This window comes from Paenibacillus silvestris (assembly GCF_009882985.1).
Taxonomy (GTDB): Bacteria; Bacillota; Bacilli; order Paenibacillales; family NBRC-103111; genus Paenibacillus_E; species Paenibacillus_E silvestris.
Window position 1 is genome coordinate 217359 of the sequence record NZ_WTUZ01000014.1, and the last position, 22804, is coordinate 240162.

At 47.3% G+C, this 22804-nt stretch carries 20 protein-coding genes; 5 read left to right on the forward strand and 15 right to left on the reverse strand.

Annotation, left to right across the window (positions count from 1 at the left end):
• Positions 1-74 precede the first annotated feature (74 nt).
• From GQF01_RS10865 to GQF01_RS10875, 3 genes are all read right to left on the reverse strand, one after another.
• Entirely contained in the window at positions 75-515 is a 441-nt protein-coding gene (locus GQF01_RS10865; RefSeq protein WP_161406800.1) for a DUF6526 family protein, read from the reverse strand.
• Positions 512-739, reverse strand: a complete 228-nt coding sequence (locus GQF01_RS10870; protein ID WP_161406859.1) for a DNA-binding protein — start codon at positions 737-739, stop codon at positions 512-514. The genes GQF01_RS10865 and GQF01_RS10870 overlap by 4 nt, the downstream gene beginning before the upstream one ends.
• Before the next feature lie 84 nt (positions 740-823).
• Positions 824-1585 carry a GTP pyrophosphokinase gene (locus tag GQF01_RS10875; protein WP_161406860.1) on the reverse strand — a complete coding sequence of 254 codons (762 nt, stop codon included), beginning with the start codon at positions 1583-1585 and terminating at the stop codon, positions 824-826.
• Positions 1586-1813: 228 nt separating this feature from the next.
• On the opposite strand from GQF01_RS10875, the gene GQF01_RS10880 reads away from it, so the two are divergent.
• Entirely contained in the window at positions 1814-2617 is an 804-nt protein-coding gene (locus GQF01_RS10880) for a hypothetical protein (RefSeq protein WP_161406801.1), read from the forward strand.
• A 42-nt stretch (positions 2618-2659) separates the two neighbouring features.
• Here GQF01_RS10880 and GQF01_RS10885 read toward each other — a convergent pair whose 3' ends face one another.
• Entirely contained in the window at positions 2660-3958 is a 1299-nt protein-coding gene (locus tag GQF01_RS10885) for an NCS2 family permease (RefSeq protein ID WP_161406802.1), read from the reverse strand.
• A gap of 204 nt (positions 3959-4162) precedes the next feature.
• On the opposite strand from GQF01_RS10885, the gene GQF01_RS10890 reads away from it, so the two are divergent.
• Entirely contained in the window at positions 4163-4972 is an 810-nt protein-coding gene (locus GQF01_RS10890; RefSeq protein WP_161406803.1) for an MBL fold metallo-hydrolase, read from the forward strand.
• 331 nt (positions 4973-5303) lie between these two features.
• Here the strand turns inward: GQF01_RS10890 and GQF01_RS10895 are convergent, their stop codons facing one another.
• The 5 genes from GQF01_RS10895 to GQF01_RS10915 all read right to left on the reverse strand — a co-directional run bounded on the left by GQF01_RS10895 (position 5304) and on the right by GQF01_RS10915 (position 13093).
• Positions 5304-7523: a CocE/NonD family hydrolase gene (locus tag GQF01_RS10895; RefSeq protein ID WP_161406804.1), complete on the reverse strand. Its 2220-nt coding sequence runs from the start codon at positions 7521-7523 to the stop codon at positions 5304-5306.
• Between the two features lie 12 nt (positions 7524-7535).
• Positions 7536-8702, reverse strand: a complete 1167-nt coding sequence (locus tag GQF01_RS10900; protein WP_161406805.1) for a dipeptidase — start codon at positions 8700-8702, stop codon at positions 7536-7538.
• Between the two features lie 12 nt (positions 8703-8714).
• Positions 8715-9689 (reverse strand): ornithine cyclodeaminase family protein, encoded by a 975-nt coding sequence (locus tag GQF01_RS10905; RefSeq protein ID WP_161406806.1) that lies wholly within the window; start codon positions 9687-9689, stop codon positions 8715-8717.
• 83 nt (positions 9690-9772) lie between these two features.
• On the reverse strand, positions 9773-12427 hold the full coding sequence (locus tag GQF01_RS10910) for a response regulator (protein ID WP_161406807.1): 2655 nt from the start codon (positions 12425-12427) through the stop codon (positions 9773-9775).
• Between the two features lie 174 nt (positions 12428-12601).
• Positions 12602-13093 (reverse strand): CcdC protein domain-containing protein, encoded by a 492-nt coding sequence (locus GQF01_RS10915; RefSeq protein WP_161406808.1) that lies wholly within the window; start codon positions 13091-13093, stop codon positions 12602-12604.
• A gap of 233 nt (positions 13094-13326) precedes the next feature.
• Here GQF01_RS10915 and GQF01_RS10920 point away from each other — a divergent pair, with 233 nt between their 5' ends.
• From GQF01_RS10920 to GQF01_RS10930, 3 genes are all read left to right on the forward strand, one after another.
• The gene (locus tag GQF01_RS10920) at positions 13327-14613 is read left to right on the forward strand and encodes an MDR family MFS transporter (protein ID WP_161406809.1); all 1287 of its coding nucleotides are present in this window, start codon (positions 13327-13329) and stop codon (positions 14611-14613) included.
• A gap of 318 nt (positions 14614-14931) precedes the next feature.
• Positions 14932-15333 (forward strand): CHRD domain-containing protein, encoded by a 402-nt coding sequence (locus tag GQF01_RS10925; protein WP_328803439.1) that lies wholly within the window; start codon positions 14932-14934, stop codon positions 15331-15333.
• Between the two features lie 163 nt (positions 15334-15496).
• Positions 15497-16369: a DNA-primase RepB domain-containing protein gene (locus tag GQF01_RS10930; protein WP_161406810.1), complete on the forward strand. Its 873-nt coding sequence runs from the start codon at positions 15497-15499 to the stop codon at positions 16367-16369.
• Positions 16370-16433: 64 nt separating this feature from the next.
• Here GQF01_RS10930 and GQF01_RS10935 read toward each other — a convergent pair whose 3' ends face one another.
• The 6 genes from GQF01_RS10935 to GQF01_RS10960 form a co-directional block, all read right to left on the reverse strand.
• Positions 16434-16970 carry a DUF3231 family protein gene (locus GQF01_RS10935; protein WP_161406811.1) on the reverse strand — a complete coding sequence of 179 codons (537 nt, stop codon included), beginning with the start codon at positions 16968-16970 and terminating at the stop codon, positions 16434-16436.
• A 77-nt stretch (positions 16971-17047) separates the two neighbouring features.
• Complete coding sequence (locus tag GQF01_RS10940; RefSeq protein ID WP_161406812.1) at positions 17048-18172, reverse strand: GerAB/ArcD/ProY family transporter; 1125 nt, start codon at positions 18170-18172, stop codon at positions 17048-17050.
• An 18-nt stretch (positions 18173-18190) separates the two neighbouring features.
• The gene (locus GQF01_RS10945) at positions 18191-18433 is read right to left on the reverse strand and encodes a hypothetical protein (RefSeq protein ID WP_161406813.1); all 243 of its coding nucleotides are present in this window, start codon (positions 18431-18433) and stop codon (positions 18191-18193) included.
• The gene (locus tag GQF01_RS10950; RefSeq protein ID WP_328803436.1) at positions 18434-19630 is read right to left on the reverse strand and encodes a Ger(x)C family spore germination protein; all 1197 of its coding nucleotides are present in this window, start codon (positions 19628-19630) and stop codon (positions 18434-18436) included.
• The gene (locus tag GQF01_RS10955; protein WP_235959407.1) at positions 19627-21231 is read right to left on the reverse strand and encodes a spore germination protein; all 1605 of its coding nucleotides are present in this window, start codon (positions 21229-21231) and stop codon (positions 19627-19629) included. Before GQF01_RS10955 ends, GQF01_RS10950 begins: the two co-directional genes overlap by 4 nt.
• Positions 21232-21965: 734 nt before the next feature.
• On the reverse strand, positions 21966-22778 hold the full coding sequence (locus GQF01_RS10960) for a 5'-methylthioadenosine/S-adenosylhomocysteine nucleosidase (RefSeq protein ID WP_235959426.1): 813 nt from the start codon (positions 22776-22778) through the stop codon (positions 21966-21968).
• Between the last annotated feature and the right edge of the window lie 26 nt (positions 22779-22804).

Here is a 22804-nt window from a genome sequence, read left to right on the forward strand (position 1 = left end):
TTTTTTCGGCTTTAACAGATATTTTTCAACAAAAAAAGACATATCCCAGAGGGAAATGCCTTTTCTTTGACAACCTATATGCGATATCCGTCATTTCTCCAGCTCTTGATGGATTTCTTAATCGCATCCGATGACCATTGCCCGTCAGCCGCTTTCTCACAAAGAGCAGGAAACTCTTCGTCGGAGGCAAAGCGCAACGCAGCAATCTGACTAACCGTTAGTCTCGAATCCAGCAGCTTATGAGTCAAAACATAGTGCCTGAGGTTCTCTTCTGCACGAATCGCACGATCCTGTGCTTTCAATGGATAGGAACGAATCAGCAGGAATACAATGACCACAATGATAGAAATGAGTAGAAAAAGAAACGAAGGCAGCAATTGATCCCCAAGTTGTACGGATCTAATTAGCTCTACGATCGAAGTAACCAATAGTACTAACGCTAGCAAAGAGAATACAAAGTGAAATAATGGATGCATTCTGCGGTGATTCGCATACGTTTGTTCGCCGTTATTCATGATTTCCTCACAATCTCATCAATCTCGCTTTTCAATAGCAAGTAGCGATGAACACTCCTCATAATTGGCACTTTGGTTAAATTGTTTTTGTCTACATACTGCTTCATCTGATCTTTGGTGAGACCTAACGATTTCCCAGCTTCCATCACCGTTAATACAACTTCATTACTCGTCGCGTTAAACGTTGATTTCACTTTTTGATTCCAATCTTCAAATACCTGCATGTCCGAAGCAACACCCTTCTGTTCCAATCCTTTCATTATAGCACAGAAGTGCTCAGACACAGCATCCATTTGTAGGATACGATCTTACCTGCCGTCATCATCATTCAAAAGCTCCAGCAACGCCTGTGGCAAAGCAAACTGCTGGTTGTTAATGACAATCTTGTTAAGCGCGTCGCTGGCCAAGATGTCGGGCGTCTGCTCTTCTTTGATCTCTTCAATTTCGGCATGCAGACGTTCCATTTGCAGATCTAGCGCAGCTGCAGCGACAGCCGCTTGTTTAAGCTCCTCCAACAATCGAGCAGGTACAGTTTGGTTGCCTTCATTGAACTTATAAAATATCTTATGCTCCAAGCTGGCCCAAAAGTCCATCGCAATTGTACGAATTTGAACTTCGATGCACACACTTTCCTGGCGGTCCGTCAGATGCACCGGCACTTCTACCAGCAAATGAAGACTTTGATAGCCATTCGGCTTGGGATGCTTGATGTAATCCTTCTCACCCAGCACCTTCAAGTCACTTTGGTTTTTGAGCATGTTGGAGATCGCATAAATGTCGGAGACAAACGAGCATGTAATACGCATACCGGCAATATCCTTAACACATGCTTTAATGCCGTCAAAAGACATGTCTCCTCCCTTCCTGCTGAGCTTATGAAAAATGCTCTCCGGCGACTTCAAGCGGGACTTGGTATGCTCGATAGGATTATATTCATGCAGCATCTCGAATTCCTGCACTAAGATTTCTACGCGTGTTTCCATGGCGTCCAATGCGAATTTGTACGTCATCATAAATCTTGTAATTTCGTGCTTAAATCGTTTCAAATCATTCATAGAAAGTTGATTCATCATGGCGGTTCCATCCTTTGGTCGTGGTTATTTTACCAGTCTTAACTAGTGTAAGGTACGAATGCTCCATGAGCAAATTTGGCGTTCGTATTGACACTTTGCGAGTTCGCTTGATATAGTACATCTATCATATTTCGAGCGAAAACTTTACGTGGAAGCACCCGTAGGATAAGGCCTAGTCCTTTTCTTGCAGGTGCTTTTTTGTGTTTCCTCGAAAATAAAGGAGGCTTGTATCTGAAAATATTCACTTCGCTTCTCGCCGCTTTGTTCCTATTCTCAGCCCTTTCCGGGCAGGCATCAGCGGCAGCTCCATTCAACTTCACTGCTGGACTCTTGGACAAAACGTTAGCCGCTTCGAGTCAATCTCAGGCTAATCGTATTCACTCTTTGCAAGGCGAGCTGCTCACCCTTCAGAAGCAAGAACAAGAGTTGGATCAATCAATTACGCTGCAACATAACCAAAATAAAGAGGCACTGGCAGCGCTAAGCAAGCAGTCTAAAGCAATCGACGCGGCCCAATTAGCCAATCTGGAAGAGGAAGTTAAACGAACGAAGGAGCGCTACAAACCATTATTATCCCGTTACACCGCAATTAATAAACAAATCGAAGACGTTCGGCCGCTCAAAATCAAAAGCCTGAACGCCATGCTGCGCCTTCAGGCCACAGCATTGAAACTTCCTGCTCAGCTAGCGCGCGCAGATATTCAATCGAAAGAGAAAGCCCATCAAGCTGCCAAGGATAAAGCCTCCAAAGCAGCGAAGAACCTACGTGGCCGTCTCGAAGACATCGATCCGATGAACGTGCAAATTAAGGCCAAGATGAGCGCTGCCCATTCATCCCGCAAAAGCTTGTCCCCGTTATGGAGCGCTTTTAAGAAAAGCGCGAAAAAAGGAGATGCGATCGGTGTCCAAAGCACCCTCAGCTCCATGGTAACCCTTCTGCGTCAGATCCATGACGAGAAGCAGCGAATCTACAAGCTGGAAACCTCCGTCCGCGATAAACTAGCCGCTATTAAAGAAGACACCGGCTAGGGTGCCTTCTGTTACATTTTGTTTTTGAAAATTCCGTACGATTCAATGGGTGAAAAACACAATCTGAATAAAGAACAACACGGCAAATACGTAAAAAATAGGATGAACATCCCTGCTTTTTCCGCGGAGCAGCTTTAATACGGGATAGACGATAAATCCGATGCCAATTCCAGTTGCGATACTATACGTTAATGGCATCAATACCACGATTAGAAAAGCTGGGAAGGCTTCCTCCAGATCCTGCCACTCTATTTTGCGCAGCACATTCATCATTAGGAAGCCTACAATAATTAGCGCAGGGGCGGTAATGGCCGGAATGCTGGCAAGCACGGCAATGATTGGCGAGAAAAACAGCGTTAAGGCCAGCAAAACGCAGACAGTGATCGCCGTTAGACCCGTTCTCCCGCCAACAGCGACACCAGAACTGGACTCAATATAAGCGGAGGTTGGGCTCGTTCCAAGCAAGGCGCCTGTCGAGGTTCCTATCGCATCAGCCAACAGTGCGCCTCTCGATCGCGGGAACTTATTGTCCTTGAGAAGCCCTGCTTGCTCGGCGACCCCAAGCATCGTCCCCGTTGTATCAAACAACGTAATTAGCAAAAATGTAAAGATGACAGCATACATCCCGCCAGAAAAAACACCGTTGATATCTAACTGAAAAGCCGTGGCAGAAAGCCCTGTCGGCGCTGAAACGAATGTCTCCGGCATCGCCAGCAATCCCATAAGCCAGGCCAATACAGCAGTAATTAACATGCCGAAGAACAAAAAGCCGCGCACCTGATAAGCCATCAGGATAAGCGAAGCAATAAGACCAATAATCGTCAATGCCGTCATAGGTTCTCTAAGATCACCTAATGTCAGCAGTGTTGCGGGAGAAGCTACGATGACTTTCGCATTTTGCAAACCAATAAATGTGATGAACAAACCAATACCCGCTGTGATGGCATGCTTCAAACTTGTAGGAATCGCGTCCAGCAGCATATATCGGAAAGAAGTTAACGATAACACGATGAATAAGGCTCCTGCGACAAAAACAGCGCCAAGCGCAGTCTGCCAGCTCACACCGCTTCCTCCCACGACGCTAAAAGCAAAGTATGCATTCAGCCCCATGCCAGGCGCAAGCACGATTGGGTAGTTCGCAAATAGACCCATGATCAGCGTCGCCACAATACTTGCCAGCACCGTTGCAATGAATACCCCGTGGAAATCCATTCCTGCCTTGCTTAGAATCCCTGGATTCACAATGACAATATAGACCATTGTCAGAAACGTCGTGACCCCCGCCATGAGTTCCGTCGGCACCGTTGTGCCCCGTTCTTTCAACTTAAATAACGTGTTCATTGCTGCTTACCTCCAACCAACGGGATTTGTTTTTTTATTCTTCCCTTTGTTTGGAACCTTAGTAATCATTTTTCTCCATTGACAGCGCTGCCAAGCGGGGATACAATTGGCACTAAACAACAAGAAGACAACAACATTCATGCAATAAACAACATTAAACTGTAACGAAACAACAACAGTCTTGGCGCCAAGGAGGACTCATCCATGAAGGTTCATTTTCTGGGAACAGCAGCATTTGAGGGCATACCCTCGCTGTTCTGCCAATGCCTCACCTGCAAGCAAGCCCGCGAACGCGGAGGGAAGAATAGGCGTTCCCGCACCTCGGTCATGTTTGACCACGACTTGAAGGTCGATTTCCCACCCGATACTTTGATGCATTCCTTTCAGTATGGACTCGATATGAACAGCGTAAAAGATCTGCTCATCACCCATTCGCACTCTGATCATCTTTACGCTGAGGATATGGCTATTCGCGCAAAAGGGTATGCCCAGTCAGGTGAAGAAGCCATGCATGTTTACGGACATGACCTTCCTTTCCGCCTTATCTTTCAAGCGCTGAATGGATTAGAACACAACTATAAGTTCCATCGTGTCATCCCGTTTCAGCCTGTCCAGACACAAACGGCCACGATCGTTCCGCTGCTGGCGGATCACGATTCCCTTGAAACCTGCTTACTTTATGCTATCGAGAAAAACGGAAAAACAGTCTTGTATGGCAACGACAGCGGGTGGTTTCCGGATGAAACGTGGGCTTGGCTGAAGGATAAGCAGTTCGATCTGGTCATTCTGGAATGCACAACGGGCCGAGTGGGTCACAGGAACAACCATATGAACGTGGATGCTGTGCTCGAGACGAAAACATGGATGGACGAAGTCGGAGCATTGAAGCCGGGAGCCAAAGTGTTCGTGACGCATTTCTCTCATAATGCGGGGCTGCTGCATGAGGATTTGGTTGACATTTTCGGGCCTCATGGGATTGAGGTTGCTTATGATGGTTTGATTGTGGAGCTGTAGCGAGTATTCGATTTTCCTTCGAATTAAAAAATCCTGACGGGTCATCAGACCCCGTCAGGATTCGGTGTTTGCTTCTTTCCACTCCCCCACCATCCCCTCACGCTATTCACCATACTGCTAAAGCACACTGAACAGTGTAAGGGAACTATGTTCCCCTATATAGGAGGAAAACGAGCTGTTTCCTCTGGAAGCGGAACTACAGGGTCTAATTTAGACCCCATGACGCGTTTTCCAGGTGCAATCGGCTAGATAGCGGATCCCAGTTCCTCTTACCGTGGAAAATGCGGATTTTCAGGGAGATAGCGGACTGTACTTCTCTAAACACCCTCGCTTATGTAATAATCGGCAGCTTCACATGACTAGGATACTCTTCCGAATGGTAAATCGTTTGCTGCACGATCACTGGCTTCGGATCCTCATAGGGATTGACGCCAGTATTCGTGTTCGGAAACGCGATGAACTTGCTCGATGATGTAACCGTGAACCGCAACTGGTGACCTTGGCGGAACGTGTGAGCGATATTTTGCATGAATATCGCGTACTTTTCCACCTTGCCAGGCGTAAGCAGCTCTGGCGCATCCAATCCTCCTCGGTACTTCGCCCGGACGATGTAATTGGAGAGCTTGATTGAATTGCCCTGCGCATCAACATCGCTTAAAGTAACGACCCAGTCGGTATCGACTCCGGTGCTCGCCGCATACAATTCACAAGCTAGCTCGCCCGCTACGGTTAAATCACTCTCCAGCACAGCACTAGTGTACACGAGAATATCACTGCGCAGCTCATGTTTGCGCATATTCTCCGGTTCTCTTTCGCCGCTGTCGGCTATAGGATCCTCTGGGTTATACACGTACGTATCCGTAGGACTATGCCGAGGAGGCGCCTCCATCAGCACGCCATCTCCATGACTGGAGTTCGCACGACCATGACTTCCCAAATAAAAATTCCTAACTTCGGCTTCCACAGGTGTCCAATCCCCAGACGTTCGCCATTCGTTGCTTCCAACAACGTAATACTTCGCCCTTGGCTCTTGATCGATGCCGTTCGGCAGCCCTTTGAGGAACCTGTCGAACCAGCGCAGCACGTTGACGTCATAATCGTAAACAACCGCATCGTTGCTGAAGCTGGTACCGAGTAGATCTCTTGCTCGGTTAGGGCCGTGTTCCCACGGTCCGAGCCATATCTTCCGGTTGGGAACGTCGTGCTTGGTCAGCATGCTCCATGTCTCCGAGACGCCTGCGCTATCTCCGTCGTACCAACCGGAAATGACAAACATCGGCACCTTGACCTGGTCGCCACGCTCCGTAAAGGTGCAGTTCCTCCAGAAATCATCATACTCCGGATGTTCACTCCACAGATCCCAAGGCCCAGAGGCTCTGCCAATCATCTGCTGGGGGATCTCCCTGATTGGTCTGGCATCCACGGCTTTCTCCGGATCAACGGTTTTACCTGCAAAAATATCAAAGTCCGTCCTCGTTCCAACGGACTGTGCAAGCGTCCAGCAGAGCAATGGCCAAGAGCAAACGGTTCCGCCTTTGCGCACTGTATCCACGAACGGTGAGCCCACGTTCACTTCGTTGACGACCGCCTTCAGATTCGGGTGTCCACTTGTCGATGCTGCGGTCACAACATATCCGAGGTAGGAGGCCCCCCACATGCCGACATTGCCATTTGACCACTCCTGCGACACGATCCAGTCGATCGTATCGGCACTGTCGTCGCGCTCGTAGTAGAATGGAACCAGCTCTCCCTCGGAGTCCGCGCGCCCTCTAACATCCTGATTGACGACAGCGTACCCTTTGTTCGCCCAACGCTTGAAAAACTCTTTTCGCAAGTTGCGATCATAGCAAGTTCGAATGAGTATGGTTGGCAGTCCCTGCGCCGATTGAACTCCCTCAGGCAGGTACACGTCCGTTGCCAAACGCACACCATCCCGCATCGGGACGAGGAAGGTACCTAGATCATTCACGCCGAACTCCGGCTTGGAGAGGAGCGGATCTTCGTACACCACAAGCGGAGTCAACGCTTCGTACCCCTCTGCTACGAGCACCTCCATCCCGTACCGGTTCGGTGCCACGAACGCGATGATGCGCCCATCCACAGTCACGATGTCGAGCGCCGTATCCTTCCGCATCGCCCAAACCTGAGATGTCATCTCTTTCCCTGGTCCTCCTGGCTCTCCTGGCTCTCCTGGCTCTCCTGGCTCTCCCAGCACTCCCGGTCCTCCCGGCTCTCCCACTCGTACAGCTTCCCCCACCTGCCCCGCCACGAAAGCCGTATAACGAACATGCCGTGCATAAAGATCACCATTGCCGAGCGTTACCTCGTCTCCCTGCCAAACAGCAATAGCATAATGTGCCAAGGACGTCTTTATTTTAGCGAAAGGCAGTATGTACGGTGTCCTCTCCTGCAGGACATTCTCCTGCATTTGGGTTCTCCTGCGTGCGTCCACCTTGGCATGCATAATCCCGTTTTCGGCAAAACGGATTTTCCCCTCATACACGCCAGCACAATACAAATTAAACGTCGTTGACTGAAAATATGTGCTCATCCCCGTTAACTCCTATCCCCAGACTTGTTCAAAAACACGCAGCCAGTTGCCGCCCATAATCTTCTGAATGTCCTCATCGCTATATCCTCTTGCTACCAGGCCGCGTGTGAAGTTGATGAAGTAACTGTACTTCTCCAGCCCCTTCACTGTCTCCGTCGACGGGCCGTCCCCTTTGGCAAAGCCAATTCTCGGGGCAATATGCTCTTTAAAATACACCAGAGACCATTCCACATCGCTCATCGGCCAATCCGTTCCAATGCCCACATGATCAACCCCGACCAGCCGAACCACATAGTCGATATGATCAAGTACATGCTCGATTGTCGTCTCCTTCGGGTCTTCATAGACGAACCACGGCATTGCAAAGATGCCAATGACACCGCCGGTTCCAGCAATCGCGCGGAGCTCCTCATCACTTTTGCAGCGCATATGGCCAAATAGCGCCTCGACGCCTGTATGAGAAGCGATGACCGGCGCTGTCGAAAGCCGGCAAGCATCCAGCGTCGTTTGCTTGCCGCAGTGGCTCGTGTCGACGATGATGCCAAGTTCGTTCATTCTGCTAATGAAGCGCGTGCCGAAGTTGCTTACACCGCCGTTCGCCTGCTCCGCACAGCCCGAAGCAATGTAATTCTGGTTGTTGTACGTAAGCTGCAAAACACGCAGACCGAAATGATAAAGCGCGTCCAGCAAGGCAAGATTTTTGCCTAATCCGTCCGTCTCCTGCGCGGTTACGATGCCCGCTTTCCTATTGCTGCTTTTGGCGGCGCGGATATCTTCCGCTTTCAGCACTTTGACCATCCAATCCATCGCGTCGAATTGACGCTGTATTTCGCCCATGCTGGTCACAATGCTCTCTATATTGGATACGTCCAATTGGCGGTTGCCCGCCGTAATGCCAGAACGATACCACTCCTCCTTGAAAGCCGGGAGCTCTCCGCGAACCGCCATATCATGAATGATTTTGCTTGGCATGCCGCTGTACACCATCGGTTCATCCCGGTAAGGCTCGCAGGCTTCACGGATGTTTTCGGAGATATGCGCAGGGATCGCTTGGGGCGACAAAGGCCCTTGAAAGAGCAAATCAATAATAATGCTGCTCTCGTGAAGCCGGCTCGCACGGTCCTCCTGCTCTGATGTTAAGTGAAAAGGATACAGTCCATCCGTGAGATTCATCTTCATCTATCATCGCTCCTAAAATGCAATTTGTGTGCCTTTCTTCCTGCGAACCGCTTCTTGAACAATATAATGAGCAGCTGCCAGATCCTCACAGGCAAGCCCCAATGATTTAAAAAGTGTAATCGCTGCGCTCGAACTCCTGCCTGGTTTAAGCCCCACCACTAATTCTCCGATTTCGCCTAAAATGTGCCCCTCCCCGATCGCCCCTTCGCTCAGGGGAATCAAGTAATCCCCCGCTTCGTTCACGGCGGACTCTCGGCGATCAACGAACAACTCCGCTTGACGCACGAGTTCGGTATCCAGCTCTCTGTCCTTTGCCCGGCAGGCACCGACAGCGTTGATGTGAGCGCCTTCCTTGATCCACGCTCCTTGCACAATAGGTATCGTTGCCGCCGTCACCGTACAAATAATATCCGCATCCCGCACCGCGTCCTCCGCGGAAGATGCGACCTCGACAGGAAGGTTGTACCGCCCTTCCGTCTCCTCCTTCAACTTCTGGGCATGGGCCGGGTTCGGTCCCCATACCTTGATCCGCTCGATCGGACGAACCATACTCATCGCCTCGATGTGAGTTCTGGCTTGCTCGCCTGTTCCGATCAGCGCTAGCGTGCTCGCTTCTGGTCTCGCCAGCAGCTTAGTAGCCACCGCACTGACAGCCGCTGTGCGGATCGCGGTGATTTTGGTGCCATCAACAATTGCTTCCAATTGACCATTGGTTGAATTGAACAAAGAAACAAACCCTTGATGCGAAGGCATCCCCTTGGCATGATTATCCGGCATCACCGTAATCACTTTGGCCCCCACTCGCTCTTCCCGCTTCAAGTATGCTGGCATGAGTCCCATAACATGACTCCCCTGCAGCGGAACAACACTTCTTAGCGATTGAATGGCCTGTCCATTCGTCAAGTCTGCCAATACAGCCTGCATGATTTCAATACAAGCTGACATGGACAGCAATTCCAGAACCTCGCGTTGATTGATGACTAGCATATCTGAATGATCACCCGCTTCGTTAGTACTTGCCTTTTAATTATAGCAAAACACACGCCAGATGGCTTGGAGAGCAGCATGTTCTATTTCACGTCCGGCCCGTCTGCCATCTCCGTAGAAGCCGCGATTTGCTTGTACCCTTTCACCGTTGAAGTCTGAATCAGCCGCTGCAGCAAACCAAACAGCTGAATGGGATCGAAAGGTTTCGTTATATAACCGTTCATACCCGCTTCAAGCACTTCATCCTTCACGCCTTTCATAGCATCCGCCGTCATCGCAATAATCGGAATATCTTTCGCATGCTCCAGCTGACGGATGTGTTTCGTCGCCTCATAGCCGCCCATCACAGGCATTTGCAAATCCATCAGAATCGCATCATAACGCCTCAGCTTTACACGAGAGACAGCCTCCAGACCATTTTCAGCCACATCGACGACGACCCCAACTTCTTTCAGCATTTCCGTAGCAACTAATTGATTGATTTCATTATCTTCCACTAGTAAAACACTTGCATACTGCAGCGCTTTGAAACGCTCCGACTTCTCAGGATCGGGTCCTGTCACTTGCTTGGCAACAAAATGCTGTTGAAACAAGCTAATAAGCTCGTTATACAATTGCGACTGGCTGATCGGGTAATACAACACCTTATCTATGGCTTGCGAACGAACACGCGTTTGCAGCTCAGGTTCATGATACGCGGTAACCATCACGATGACCTGCATCGGTGAGGAGAATTCGAGTTGCAGGCGTTCAGCAAGCGGAACAGCAACAGAATCCCTCAGCTTCCAATCTACGATAACCAAATCATAGCGGCCATTGCGATAAATTTGTTCAATTGCCCCGCTCTCGGAATCTGCCGTGTTGACAATGAACTGGAACTGTTCAAGCTGCTGTTTGAGCACTAGCTGCATGTCCGCTTCATCACAAACTAACAGCGCTCTAAGTAGTTTCAACTTTGAGTCTTGGTTCTTTGACGTGAGCCGCGATCCCGTGCTATGGCCGAAATTCGCTGTAAAGGAGAACGAACTGCCCTGTCCAGCTTGACTCTCTACACCTATGGCTCCGCCCATCAGCTCGACCAGATTCTTACTAATCACAAGACCAAGCCCTGTCCCGCCGTACTTCCGGGTTGTTGACATATCTGCCTGTGTAAAATGGTGGAACAGCTGCTCCTGCTGTTCTTCCGTAATGCCAATTCCTGTATCACGGACCGTAAATCCGAGCGTGACGCCCCTTTCGCTTTTGGATAAAAGGCAGATTTCAAAAGTGATCTCTCCCTGTTCCGTGAATTTCACCGCATTATTCGACAGGTTGATCAAAATTTGATTTAATCGGAATGGGTCGCCAATCAGCATTTGCGGAACTTCATGATGAATGGAGAAATGCAGCTTCAATCCTTTGTCATAAGCCTTCATCCCAATCAGATTGGAAATCTGGTTCAGCACATCGTATAGGTCGAAATCAACTTGCTCGATGACCAGCTTTTTTGCTTCTATTTTTGAGAAGTCCAGGACGTCATTGATGAGTGCGATCAAATTTTTGGCTGAGATAATCGTTTTATCTACATAGACCTGCTGCTGTTCGGAAAGCTCCGTTTGCTGAAGCAAATAACTTAAACCCGTCACCGCATTGAGCGGCGTGCGGATTTCGTGGCTCATATTGGCCAGAAACTCGCCTTTCGCGCGATTCGCGGACTCGGCCATCTCTTTGGCTTCCGCCAGCTCCGACGTGCGGGCCTCCACCAGCTCTTCGAGGTGGCCTTTGTATTGGTGTAGTGCCTTCTCTTGCTGCCTAAGCTCGGTAATATCATGGCCAGTTCCCGTTACTTCCACGATCTCTTTGTTCCGATTGAAAATCGGTGAAATGGTGTAGTGCATACATTTATTTTCACCACAGGGCATGAGGCCTTCCGCTTCGAAAGACTTGGATTCCTTGGTGCCCAGCACTTCGTTAAGCGCTTGCAGCCACTGTCCGCGAACCTTCTCGGATGCCATCAAGTCCAGCATATTTCGCCCGAGCAAGTCATGCTCTCTCCTTTTCAAAAAATATGACATCTTGTTATTAACCTGCGTAATCGTCCCGTCGAGGTCGCAGCAATAGACAAGATCAGGGGAATTCTGCACCAGCGTCCGATACCGGTTCTCGCTCTCGCGCAGCTTGATCTCCGTCTCGAAGCTTCTGATTTCGTAAGCGATCAAAGAGTAGTAAAGTGGAATGGCTATCGTATAAAAAATCACATAACTGATTGAAAAGTCTGTTAGAAAATAATTCATCGTTTCCGGCGGCGCGAGCAGCGACCAGCCTACCGTGTGAAGGCCGATAACCAGCCCTAAGAGCCAGCCATATCTCTCCATGAGCTTTCTATTGGTAACACTCCACTGATGAACCGCAATGCTGATCAACATCGTTGTCACGAGAGAGCCTAGCGGAAAAAGCAGTTGTCCCCCAAGGCTGATGCGATAAGCGCCAATCATCAGAGTTGTGAGGATAGCAGATAGAGGACCGCCAAAAACAGCCGAAAATATAACGCTTACAAATCGGACATCCATATGCAATCCGTAAGCAACATTTAGAGGGATTTGCATAATGATCAGACCGAAGATTCCAAAAGCGATTCCGAAAATGACCGACTGCGCTCTTTTGGAGCATTTGACATAGTAGGGGTACAGCCATCTTAATAAAAAAACAAAAGTCACGATTAATGCACTGCATTGTGCAAAATAGAACAGAAATTTCATGTGACACCTCACCCGTTTATCTACTCGCTGCGAAAAAAAATTGTCATATCTTGTCTAATATATATTACAACATTACATGCCGATCTTCTACTGATATATCGTGAGCAACCTACCTTTTCGCCAAAATAAAAAAGCCCCAAGCTGCTAGCAGCCCAGGCACTCTTCTGTCACGATTTAGTTCACACTAGCTTTGCGGTATTTCATGAAACTGCCAATGCGCCAAACTGAAATATATAGGTAAGCCATTAGCATGGTAAGAAGCGTAAACTCCGTATAATCCAGCCCTTTGAAATATTGCGAAAGCGCGATGCGAATAACCAATACAGCAATGATGACATACTTGAAATTCTTATTTGGCTTGGAGTAAACATAACCGTCCTCCCGCTTCTCATAACCGGTATGATACAGCATAATACTGCCCAGCCCCATGCCAAGCAGCATGGCGCACAACATCTCCCAGATCACGGGTAAATGAAAAGGATGATCCGGAATTTGCGTTAGCGAGTAGATGGAAAAACCAAAGAGAATAGGAAGTATAATGACCGGAGTTAGAATTCCAATCCCTTTATTTTTGATCGGACGTGTTTTGCCTCGGGTTCTGAGCCAGATTATCAGTATAATGACCAGTGCGCCAATGCCATATCCGACCAACGTTTCAGCATTCATGATAAAAGTTCCTCCTGTTGCTGCTTTTTTATATAAGTATACACGATCTATCACAGAATTCATTCAGACGTGGGGCATATTCCTTCTCGGTCTACAGACCGATACGAGGTCCTTGCAAAAAGCCGTCATTCGACGTCAATAATCCGATTATCCGCATGTTCTTCCTTCGTTTTGTTTATTTAGCAAGAATGGTAGTATGTAAGTAAACACTAACAACTAGAGGTAACAGCCAGATGAGAATGAGAGATTGGGATATTAATTTAAAAATCCGCCTTGGCGGAGAGACCGCTTTTAATGTTATTTTTTGGACCTTTTTTCCGTTTCTATCGATCTATTTTGCGAACTCCTTCGGCAAAGGCTGGACGGGCGTTCTCCTGATCTTGTCACAAACGTTGTCCGTTTTCGCCAACCTAATGGGCGGCTACTGCGCTGACCGTTTCGGACGCAAACGGATGATGGTCCTTGCGGCGTGCGGACAAGGCATCGGGTACGGCATCTTCGCTCTTGCCGCTTCTCCTCTAATCGCGATGCCCGTTCTTGGCTTCATCGGATTCAGCTTGGCCAGCATGTGCGGTTCCATCTATTGGCCTGCCAGCCAAGCGATGGTCGCCGATGTTGTCAAGGAGGAGCACCGCTCCAGCGTCTTCGCCATCTTCTATACCGCAGCGAATGTGTCTGTCGTTGTCGGCCCACTGCTCGGATCTATCACATACGATGATAATCCGTACATCGTGCTTTTCGCTGCTTCGGTTTTCTGTCTTCTCCTCTCATTGACGATGAGCCGCACCTTACACGAAACGCTGCCGGACAAGCTTGCCCAGCGCAACCGCTCCGAAGCCGGTGAGCCCTGGTACCGGTTCCTTGCCGCGCAGCTGCGCGACTATAAGATCATTGCTGCTGACCGCGTCTTCCTGCTATTCATCCTCGCGGGTGTGCTGCTGTCTCAGACCTTCATGCAGCTGGATTTGCTGTTCCCTGTTTTCATGGAGGAAACCGTGAAGTTATCGACGATCTTCTCCTACGGCGACTGGAACCTGCAGTTATCCGGCAAGCAGTTGTTCGGCCTGATTGTATCAGAGAACGGACTGTTCGTAGCCCTATTTACCGTGCTTGTTACCAAGTGGATGCTCGCTTATCGTGACCGCTACGTATTCATTGGCGGTGCGCTTTTCTATGCGATTGGCATCGTCATGTTCGGCCACATGTCCACCTTCTGGGGATTCACCCTCGCGATCGCCGTGTTCACGCTGGCTGAGCTTATGTCGGCTGGCCCTCAGCAAGCTTTCGTCTCGCGGCTGGCTCCCGAGCATATGCGCGGCCAGTATTTTGCCGCTGGCAGCTTGCGCTATACGCTTGGGCGCACCTTAGCGCCGCTATCGATCCCGATCTCTTCCTGGATCGGCTTCACATGGACATTCATCCTGCTAGCGGGGATCGCTGTTATTTCCGCGGTCCTGTACAACATCATGTTCAACTTGTATGACCGTCAGAGTGCTGTTTCTAGCGGAGAATTCCGCTAGGATTTTATTTAACGGAACTGGAGTCCGCTAATTGAAGGAAATGGAGTCATTTCCTTCTCTAGCGGAACTACAGGGTCTTATCTATGCTTGGAGCTGTAATTTTCAGGAAAAACAGCGAAATAGGGGATCACAGTTCCCTTCTAGAAGCCGAAGTGCTATTTCACGCCAAAATAACGGACTATAGTTCCCCTGGCCCCCTACTCCCCCTCCCTCGCACGATGAAATTCTTGTCCTCTAGGCCTATTCATAAGCAAATCTCTCAATCTATGAATACATAGAAGTATTACTAGATAAGGAGAGTGAAGACCTATTCCTACTATATACAAAGCCTTTCTAAACGGTAGAAACGAAGTCCCCCCCGTACAAACTGCAGCCACCGGAGATGCCATATTCGAGCTGAACAGCAGCGGAACCCAGTTAAGATTTGCCTTGATCATACGCAATATTTCTCGTGCCACCCAAGGCTATATTCATGTTGGACTAACAGGTCGAGGCGGTCCCGTAGCTATATTCCTATTTGGACCCAATAAATTCGGTATTTCCGTCCGACGAGGTGTCATTCGAGGCACTTTGACGAATCAAGATTTAGTCGGTCCCCTGCAAGGCAAGACGCTTAGAGACTTAATCACGGAATTCGAAGACGGCAATGCCTATGTCAACGTGCACACCGCCCGGAATCCGGAAGGTGAAGTTCGCGGTCAAGTTAAACCGTCCTCATGATGTGTGAAAAGGCACCCTTACGGGTGTCTTTCTCTTTGCAAACACCCCTATGCCCATGAAAATAGGTTCCAAGGTTTACACTAGTTCGGTCCTCTCAGAATATGAATGTTTAGAATACCAATCACGTACGTGACAGTCATCTAGACAAAGGGGATGTGGCCTGATGAAAAAAAGATCTACTCTTTATTCTTCTCTGGTTAAGCGAAGTTCCAGCCATATGCATCATTTCGTTCATAGACTTTGCCGCAAAGGGGATGAGCAACTTCACTTCATCTTAGTCAACGATGCTGAGCGCACGAAACAGAACCAGGCGAAATCCGCACATTCTGCGCACTCTTTGAATTCATCTGGCGATAAAAAGGCCGTCTTGCTCCATAAGCCCCTTTTACTATTGGAAAAACAAGTCCCTCGAATCGAGCTGCTTTCCAAAGGCAACAAATCCGTCCATTTACTCAGTCAAAATGCTAAGGGCTACGCGATATTCATGGAAATTAACCGCAGGGATGAAAAAACGCGCGAAATCAAAGACATCAGAGCACAGTTTATTGATGTTGATCTTAATAAAATATCTGAACAATTCCCAACCAAAGAACAATTAAAAGAACGCATCCAACAACTCAAAGAAAGCCCCTTGGAGCGGATACAATCCATTGAAATCAAAAAAGGAAAGCAAGGGCAGTACCTGCTTAAAGCTCATCGCTCCGAGGATCGAGTTGCTCTATTGAAAAAGAGCTTCCTGAAAAAGCACTGGCATCAGATCAAACATGCGATGATCGTTGAAACCAAAAACGGCTATCACATCTATTGGGTCATTCAAGGCGGTTCCGTAAGTAAATTCGTTCCTATCCAAAAAGCGCTGGCCAGCAAATTTGGGTCAGACCCTATGATTACGAACCTAACGAGAGTCATGCGAATCCCTGGCTTTTATCATATGAAGAATCCGGATAAGCCTTACCTAGTCAAAGTCATCCATTCAGGAAGAAAGCAACCTTTTACCCAAGAGGAACTTATCCACACACTACTGTTGAAACCATAAGCCACTGCAAAAAAGCACCCTTTACAGGTGCTTTTTCTTAATGTAGCAGGGCGCCGCGGCCTCTTCATGCTTCCGGTCTAACGTACGGCGGCGGAGCCAGCAACCAGCCTTTGCTCATCAGCATATCCTTAAATGTTATCGAGAAAATTAACTTTTTCATCTGAAACTTGGCAAACATCATGGCCACATCCGGCCGTACGGCTTCTGTCAGCCCTCGACAAGCATAATTGATTCCCAATACTAAATTGAAGCTGAGAAGATTCGCTATTTCCTCATCTGACAACTTCGACCCCTTCGGAATATCTCGAAAATCGCCAACCGGTTTATCCGGAGATGCCGCTGGCAGCGGGACACCTTCCACTCTCAGAAATTCAGTCAGGTCCTCAAGTATCGGCCGGTGCACATCATTAATGACCTCTCGCAGCTTCTCTTTCAATTCAGGATCCTCCGTAATATTAAAAGATACCTGCTCACCGCGCATCGTTTGATCGGTTGCATTGTAGTAAAACCACAGATTCATGACTTCTCCTACATTTAAAGGAGGCTTTTCGCCATCCAGAAACGGCTTGATCGTATCGCCGAGTACCTCCAAGATATTCATATTTCTCAACTCCTTTGCTAATAGCGTACCCATTGCCATCTATTTTATAAGGGTGATCTTGGAAGCGGCCTAGACATTCACCATGACGATTGGTTAACTAGTGCCCTCAACTTCTTTTTTCGCACAGCATAGATACCTAATAGACATAAGGGGACGACCAGACTCATCGCGATATCATATAAAGCCCAATAGTGAATGGCTATATTCGAAAAGAACTGTGAGCTAGGTATCGAGATAAAAATAGAAGCAAAACTAATCATCCCAATAGGCAAGGTCAAAATTTTATAATCTTTCAGTTTCAACATTTGGGCAATCCCTATATTTAACGCATAGAAGTATAACGTTGTCTTGATGTAGGTCGTAATAATCCATGTAAAGGCAATAATTGCTTCCAATCTTTCGGCAATATTACGGATACTTACCTGTTGAGCTAATGCAAAACTGGAATAATACGTATTAGCGGTTCTATATTCGCCTAGTACAAGAATACTTTGAGTCAAAATAATATTTATGACTATGCCACCAAGAAGAGCGCCCACAACAAAATTTCTTTTCACTTTCTTATGTTCTTTCACATGAGGCATGATCACGAGAAGACAAAAGATTTCCATATACGGAAAACTCCCGGCATTCAATGACCCCCAGATCACTGGCTTCATCCCATTCTCCAATATGGGGCGCATGCGCTCCATGTCCATTTGAGTAGCTAATAGTATCATTAATACGAGAAGCATCAGGATCACCCATGGAAAAAAGATTTCAGCCGCTCGAATGATGGAATCGATCCCCAATCGAACTGCAAAAACCATGATCACAAAAAACATAATTTCAATGGACTCGATGGGTGTTTCCGGCATATTATCCGTTGCCATAAAGTCGCCAATCTGCCAGGAAACACACATCTCTGTAAAGAAAAAATAGATCAAGAATGTCAAGTTGATGAAAAATCCAAGCCACTTCCCTGCAATAAGCGTCGTATATTGAATGAGTGAAAGGTTAGGAAAGAGTCCGGCCATATAAGAGAAAAACCAGACAACGAGTAGACCAAAAACCAGTCCGATCCATGCCGATAACCAAGCATCCTGATGTGAGATAGCAGCTACCCCCGAAGGTAAGATCAGGATGGAATCGCCTAGAGTTAGTACGATAACGATGATGGTAAACTGACGAATACTTATCGATCCTTTTTCCAACTTCAGCATAATTGCCCACCTCTGCGATTATTTCAATAAACTTTCCATGGCTTCACTAACCGGTTTAAAAATAAAAACCATTGCTTGCAGCGGATTTGGGAGAGGGAGGCGCAGAACGTGTGCTACGTTCAGGCCTACGCCGCAAAACAATAGTAAACTGAAACTCCATGCCTCCTTCAGCATTTTTTTTCGCCATAACGGAAGGAATTCAACCCAGAAAATAACGATCGAAACGGCAATCACAGCTGTTACCGCCAGCATCATATCCATTTACTCCTTGATGTCATTGATGAAAGAGTTTCCTACTTTCGCCAAACGTCTTATTTTCACATCTGCCTTAACATCCACTTGAAGATCTACAAAAGCCTTTTCCCAATTATCTTTAATCCCTTTCCAGCCCTTAGGATCATCGCGATGAATGAGATCACCGAACCCGAAGACGTCATACTTAATCTGCTTCTGAGCCTTGTGGACTGAAGTCAGAATTAATTCTTCCAATTGCTCATTGGCAGATTTCTCAAGCTTATCCATGATTCCCATGTCCATTAGATCGATTTGGCACTCTACAGTACCCACATTCATTTCAGCATGAATGTTCGCTTCAATCCACGGTTTCCCGAGTTCGACTCCCCCCTTTGCTTCGGTCTTAGTACGAATAATCTCCAACGATATCTGTCCGCCTCCCGGGCAGGTCACGACTCCAACCGTATTATTCACGTTATCATTCAAATAGTTATAGGCTTTGCTGTCATTCTCGCTCAACCAACCTGCCAGTTTATCTTTTTTGAAGTAAGCCAGTCCCGCATATTTCAATTTCGAAGGCGGATTAATTTGTTCCGTGTTTGCTTTGCTTTCAACAATCTCCTCAGGGCCTGTCACCTCAATCGTCGTCAATACGGGACTTCTCCCCTCTGTGACAAGATCCAGAATGACCTCATCCAGTTTAACCACTCGGGTTGGCGCCCAAAAGCGTTCAGAGGTAAGTAAGGAGAAAAACATACGGTTGGCTGGAACTTTTTCAAGCGGTGTTGCCACCTTAAGGACATCTTCTGCGGATAAGTGTTTGGCAACGACGATGAAGAAATCAGTCCTTGGCTCGTGATCGCGATTCAGGAAATCCAAGGGCGAAGCTATTCCTTCGCGAGCCAAGTCCTCTCCCAGAACCAGTACACGCAAATGGGCGAGATAGATTTTCCGGGGGGCCGTTGTCGTCATTCGTCTCAATGCTTCGAAAACTGACTTCCCTTCCGCTTTAAGCATGGTTACCGCCATGCCCTCCGATTTGCCAGTGCTTGCTACATTGCTCGGCACAACAATTTGTGCGGATACTAGATACTGGTCACCAACTTTATCAATCCCTAGTGCCACTGCCAAAGCAATACTGTTCAGCTCCCTACTATTCCAACAGCCGCTTACAAGGATCAACAGCAGTATGGATAGCATTAAGCCGGGTAATTTCCTTATCACGAAACCTCCTCCCTTATTGAAGGTTCTTCTTGGTTAATAGGCATTTCATTTTGGTTACGGCTGATAACGTAGGGACGAGCTCCCATCATCCATCGCGGTAGTCTGAAAAGCGTGTCTTTCTGATCCGATAGATGAAACGGTGCAAAAGAACTCATATAAGGGACACCGAATGATTTTAATGTACATAGATGAAGAACGATAATGATAAAACCAACAATAATGCCGAATAATCCGAACGTGCCTCCTAACACCATCAAAGGAAAACGAAGAATACGGATCGAGATAGACATATTGTAAGCTGGAAATACAAAACTGGACATTGCTGTTATCGATACAACAATCACCATAGCCGCCGAAACAATTCCCGCTTCCACAGCAGCTTGACCGATAACCAAAGTACCGACAATTGAAATCGCTGAACCTACCGCCCTCGGCATCCGGATGCCAGCCTCCCTTAGAATTTCAAAGGTAACTTCCATCATTAAGGCTTCAATAAAGGCTGGAAAAGGCACACCCTCACGTTGGGACACCAAACTGATTAGCAAGTTGGTCGGAATCATTTCTTGATGAAATGTGGTAATCGCCACATAGAGTGAAGGTCCGCTTAATGCAATAAAGAAGCACAGGTACCGAATCATTCTAATTAACGTGCTAATATCCCAGCGATGGTAATAATCCTCGGCCGATTGGAAATATTGTACGAAGAGTGCAGGGACCATGAGAACAAACGGCGTGCCATCCACTAGAATCGCTACGCGCCCCTCCAATAAACCGGAGGCAATGCTATCAGGACGTTCGGAGTTCGTAATGGTGGGGAAAGGCGTCCATGTCTCATCCTGGATGTATTCTTCAATGTAGCCGCTTTCCAAGATCCCATTTATATCAATTCTATCTAGGCGTCTACGCAATTCGGCAACCACACTGTCATCTGCTACACCCTTCAAATACATGACCGTAACCCGTGTGCGAGTTACGCTGCCGATCTCTCTGGACTCCGTCCACAGTCTGTAATCTTTGATTTTACGCCGGATCATAGCGATGTTCGTTTTAAGTGATTCCGTAAACCCCTCGCGCGGACCCCGGATCAGCGATTGTGCAGACGGTTCTTCTACACCACGGTATTCCCCACCGCCCGTAGAGGCTATGATGGCCCGACTCGTGTTTTCCATAAAAATGACACTATCCCCAGACAAGACTGCCAACAGAAGCGTTTCATAATCTGCTGCCTCGGATACACTTTCAACCGTCAATACGGTCTCCTTTAACATGCCTATGGGGTCAGGATGCCCCAACAGTTCCACAGCTAATTCAGCTGAACGTCGTGTTCCCGACATCAAAGGTTCCAAAATGTGCTCATCTATTATCTTCTTATCCACCATACCTTCTGTGTACACAACAGCCATTCGAATCGAGCTATCTGCAATGAGGAACTCTTTGATGACAAGGTCAGGACTATTGCCTACCATCTCTTTCATTATGGATACATTTTGCGACAAGTTGTTTGATACAGTCATTCTAACTTGTGGTTTATCTGTTTGACCGGAAGCTTGCGTGCTTTGTCCACCCAGATGCTCCGAAAATATTTTCCTAAAGAAATTCATGTTAGCCCCCTTCTGCGATCCACAAATAAATGCACAATAACTACATACTTGACCTAAAATAGTGCAGCTGTCATCGCCCAAGAGCAAAGGCCCAGCTGAACCAAGTGCATATTGGGCAAAAATCCTACAAATCACAGAGGAGGGTCTTTTTTTATTTCCACGTGGCTATCAACGCTATATGAATGGTCGATTTTTTGATAATAGATGGAAAATATGGCGTTGTTCGAGTAATTTTTAATCGCTGGAGCAAATTAAAGATAGAAACTCCTGTTAAATTTCGGGAATTCCGTACTTTGCATGGTTATTCATTGAAATTAGCGGGAGAAATTCCATTTAACTAGCCTAAAATCCCGATGCGCTATGGATTAACGGTAGTTTTTCCAGCTAATTATCTGTGCAGCCACTGCGCCTAACTTCTAACCTCCAATATGGTCATACCTAACCACATCTTACCGCCTCTGCACATCACTACCGTTATGAATACTCCAGTCGAGGTTAATCGTAGTTAAGTTTCCCCAATATTGGAAATGAAATTCAATATATTTGAGAGGCCTCAGCGCCTGCACGAAAAAACGCGAAATTACAGGCTAATTCACATACTCTTTCATTGGCGTAACCTCCTCGTTGTTCAAGGTCCTTAGCCATATATGGCTCAATGGAGGAGGGCCTATCCTTGGGAAAAGAAAAAAGACACCCTTTGGGGTGTCTTTTGGGGAGACTTCGATACAACACGATTATTTCTTCGGCAGTGTAGTAATATATTTTTTAACTACTTCGTACACATACTCCTGGCATCCCTCTGCTGTACTCGGATCATATTTTCCGCCATTTGTTTTATTATTAGAAAGAACACGAATACCCAGGAATGGCACACCATACGAATTAGCAATTTGCGCGGCCGAGGCACCTTCCATTTCCTCCACGGACGTACCAAACTTGTCATGCAACCATTTGATTCGATCAACCTCGTTATTCCAGAAATCCCCTGAACCTATGGTACCTTCAACAACCTTACCTTTCTTATACATATCCTTAACGGCGTTCGCTGCTGCCAGTAGACTTTTGTCTCCCTCATAGTAACGAGGTTTCTCTGCGTTTGGATCTTCCCCTGCACTTCCTTCAGAAGCCATCAAATCCATAGGTTTCCATATCGTTGGATCAATCCCCTGATTCGCACCCTTGTCTCCAGCTTTAAATGAACCGATGTTGGTCGTTCTCTGTCCTAGAACGATATCAAAAACATTTAAATTCGGATCATGTCCCCCTGATGTACCTTGGTTAATAATAGCTACAGGGTTATACTTTTCGATAGCCAATGCAGTAGCAGCAGCCGTATTCTCCATTCCCTTTCCTGTTTTTGCAACGATGACAGGATAATTATCTACAGTTCCTTTATAGAACACAAAGCTTCCCGACTTTTCTTCCTTAACATTTTCCAACCTTTTAGCAAACTTCTCAGCTTCAATGGGCATTGGACCTTCAATAATAATTGGCCTTTGAGCACTACTTTTTTGAACAGAGCTACAACCTACTGCTCCAGTTACCAGTAATGTGCCAACAACCCCTAGCAAAC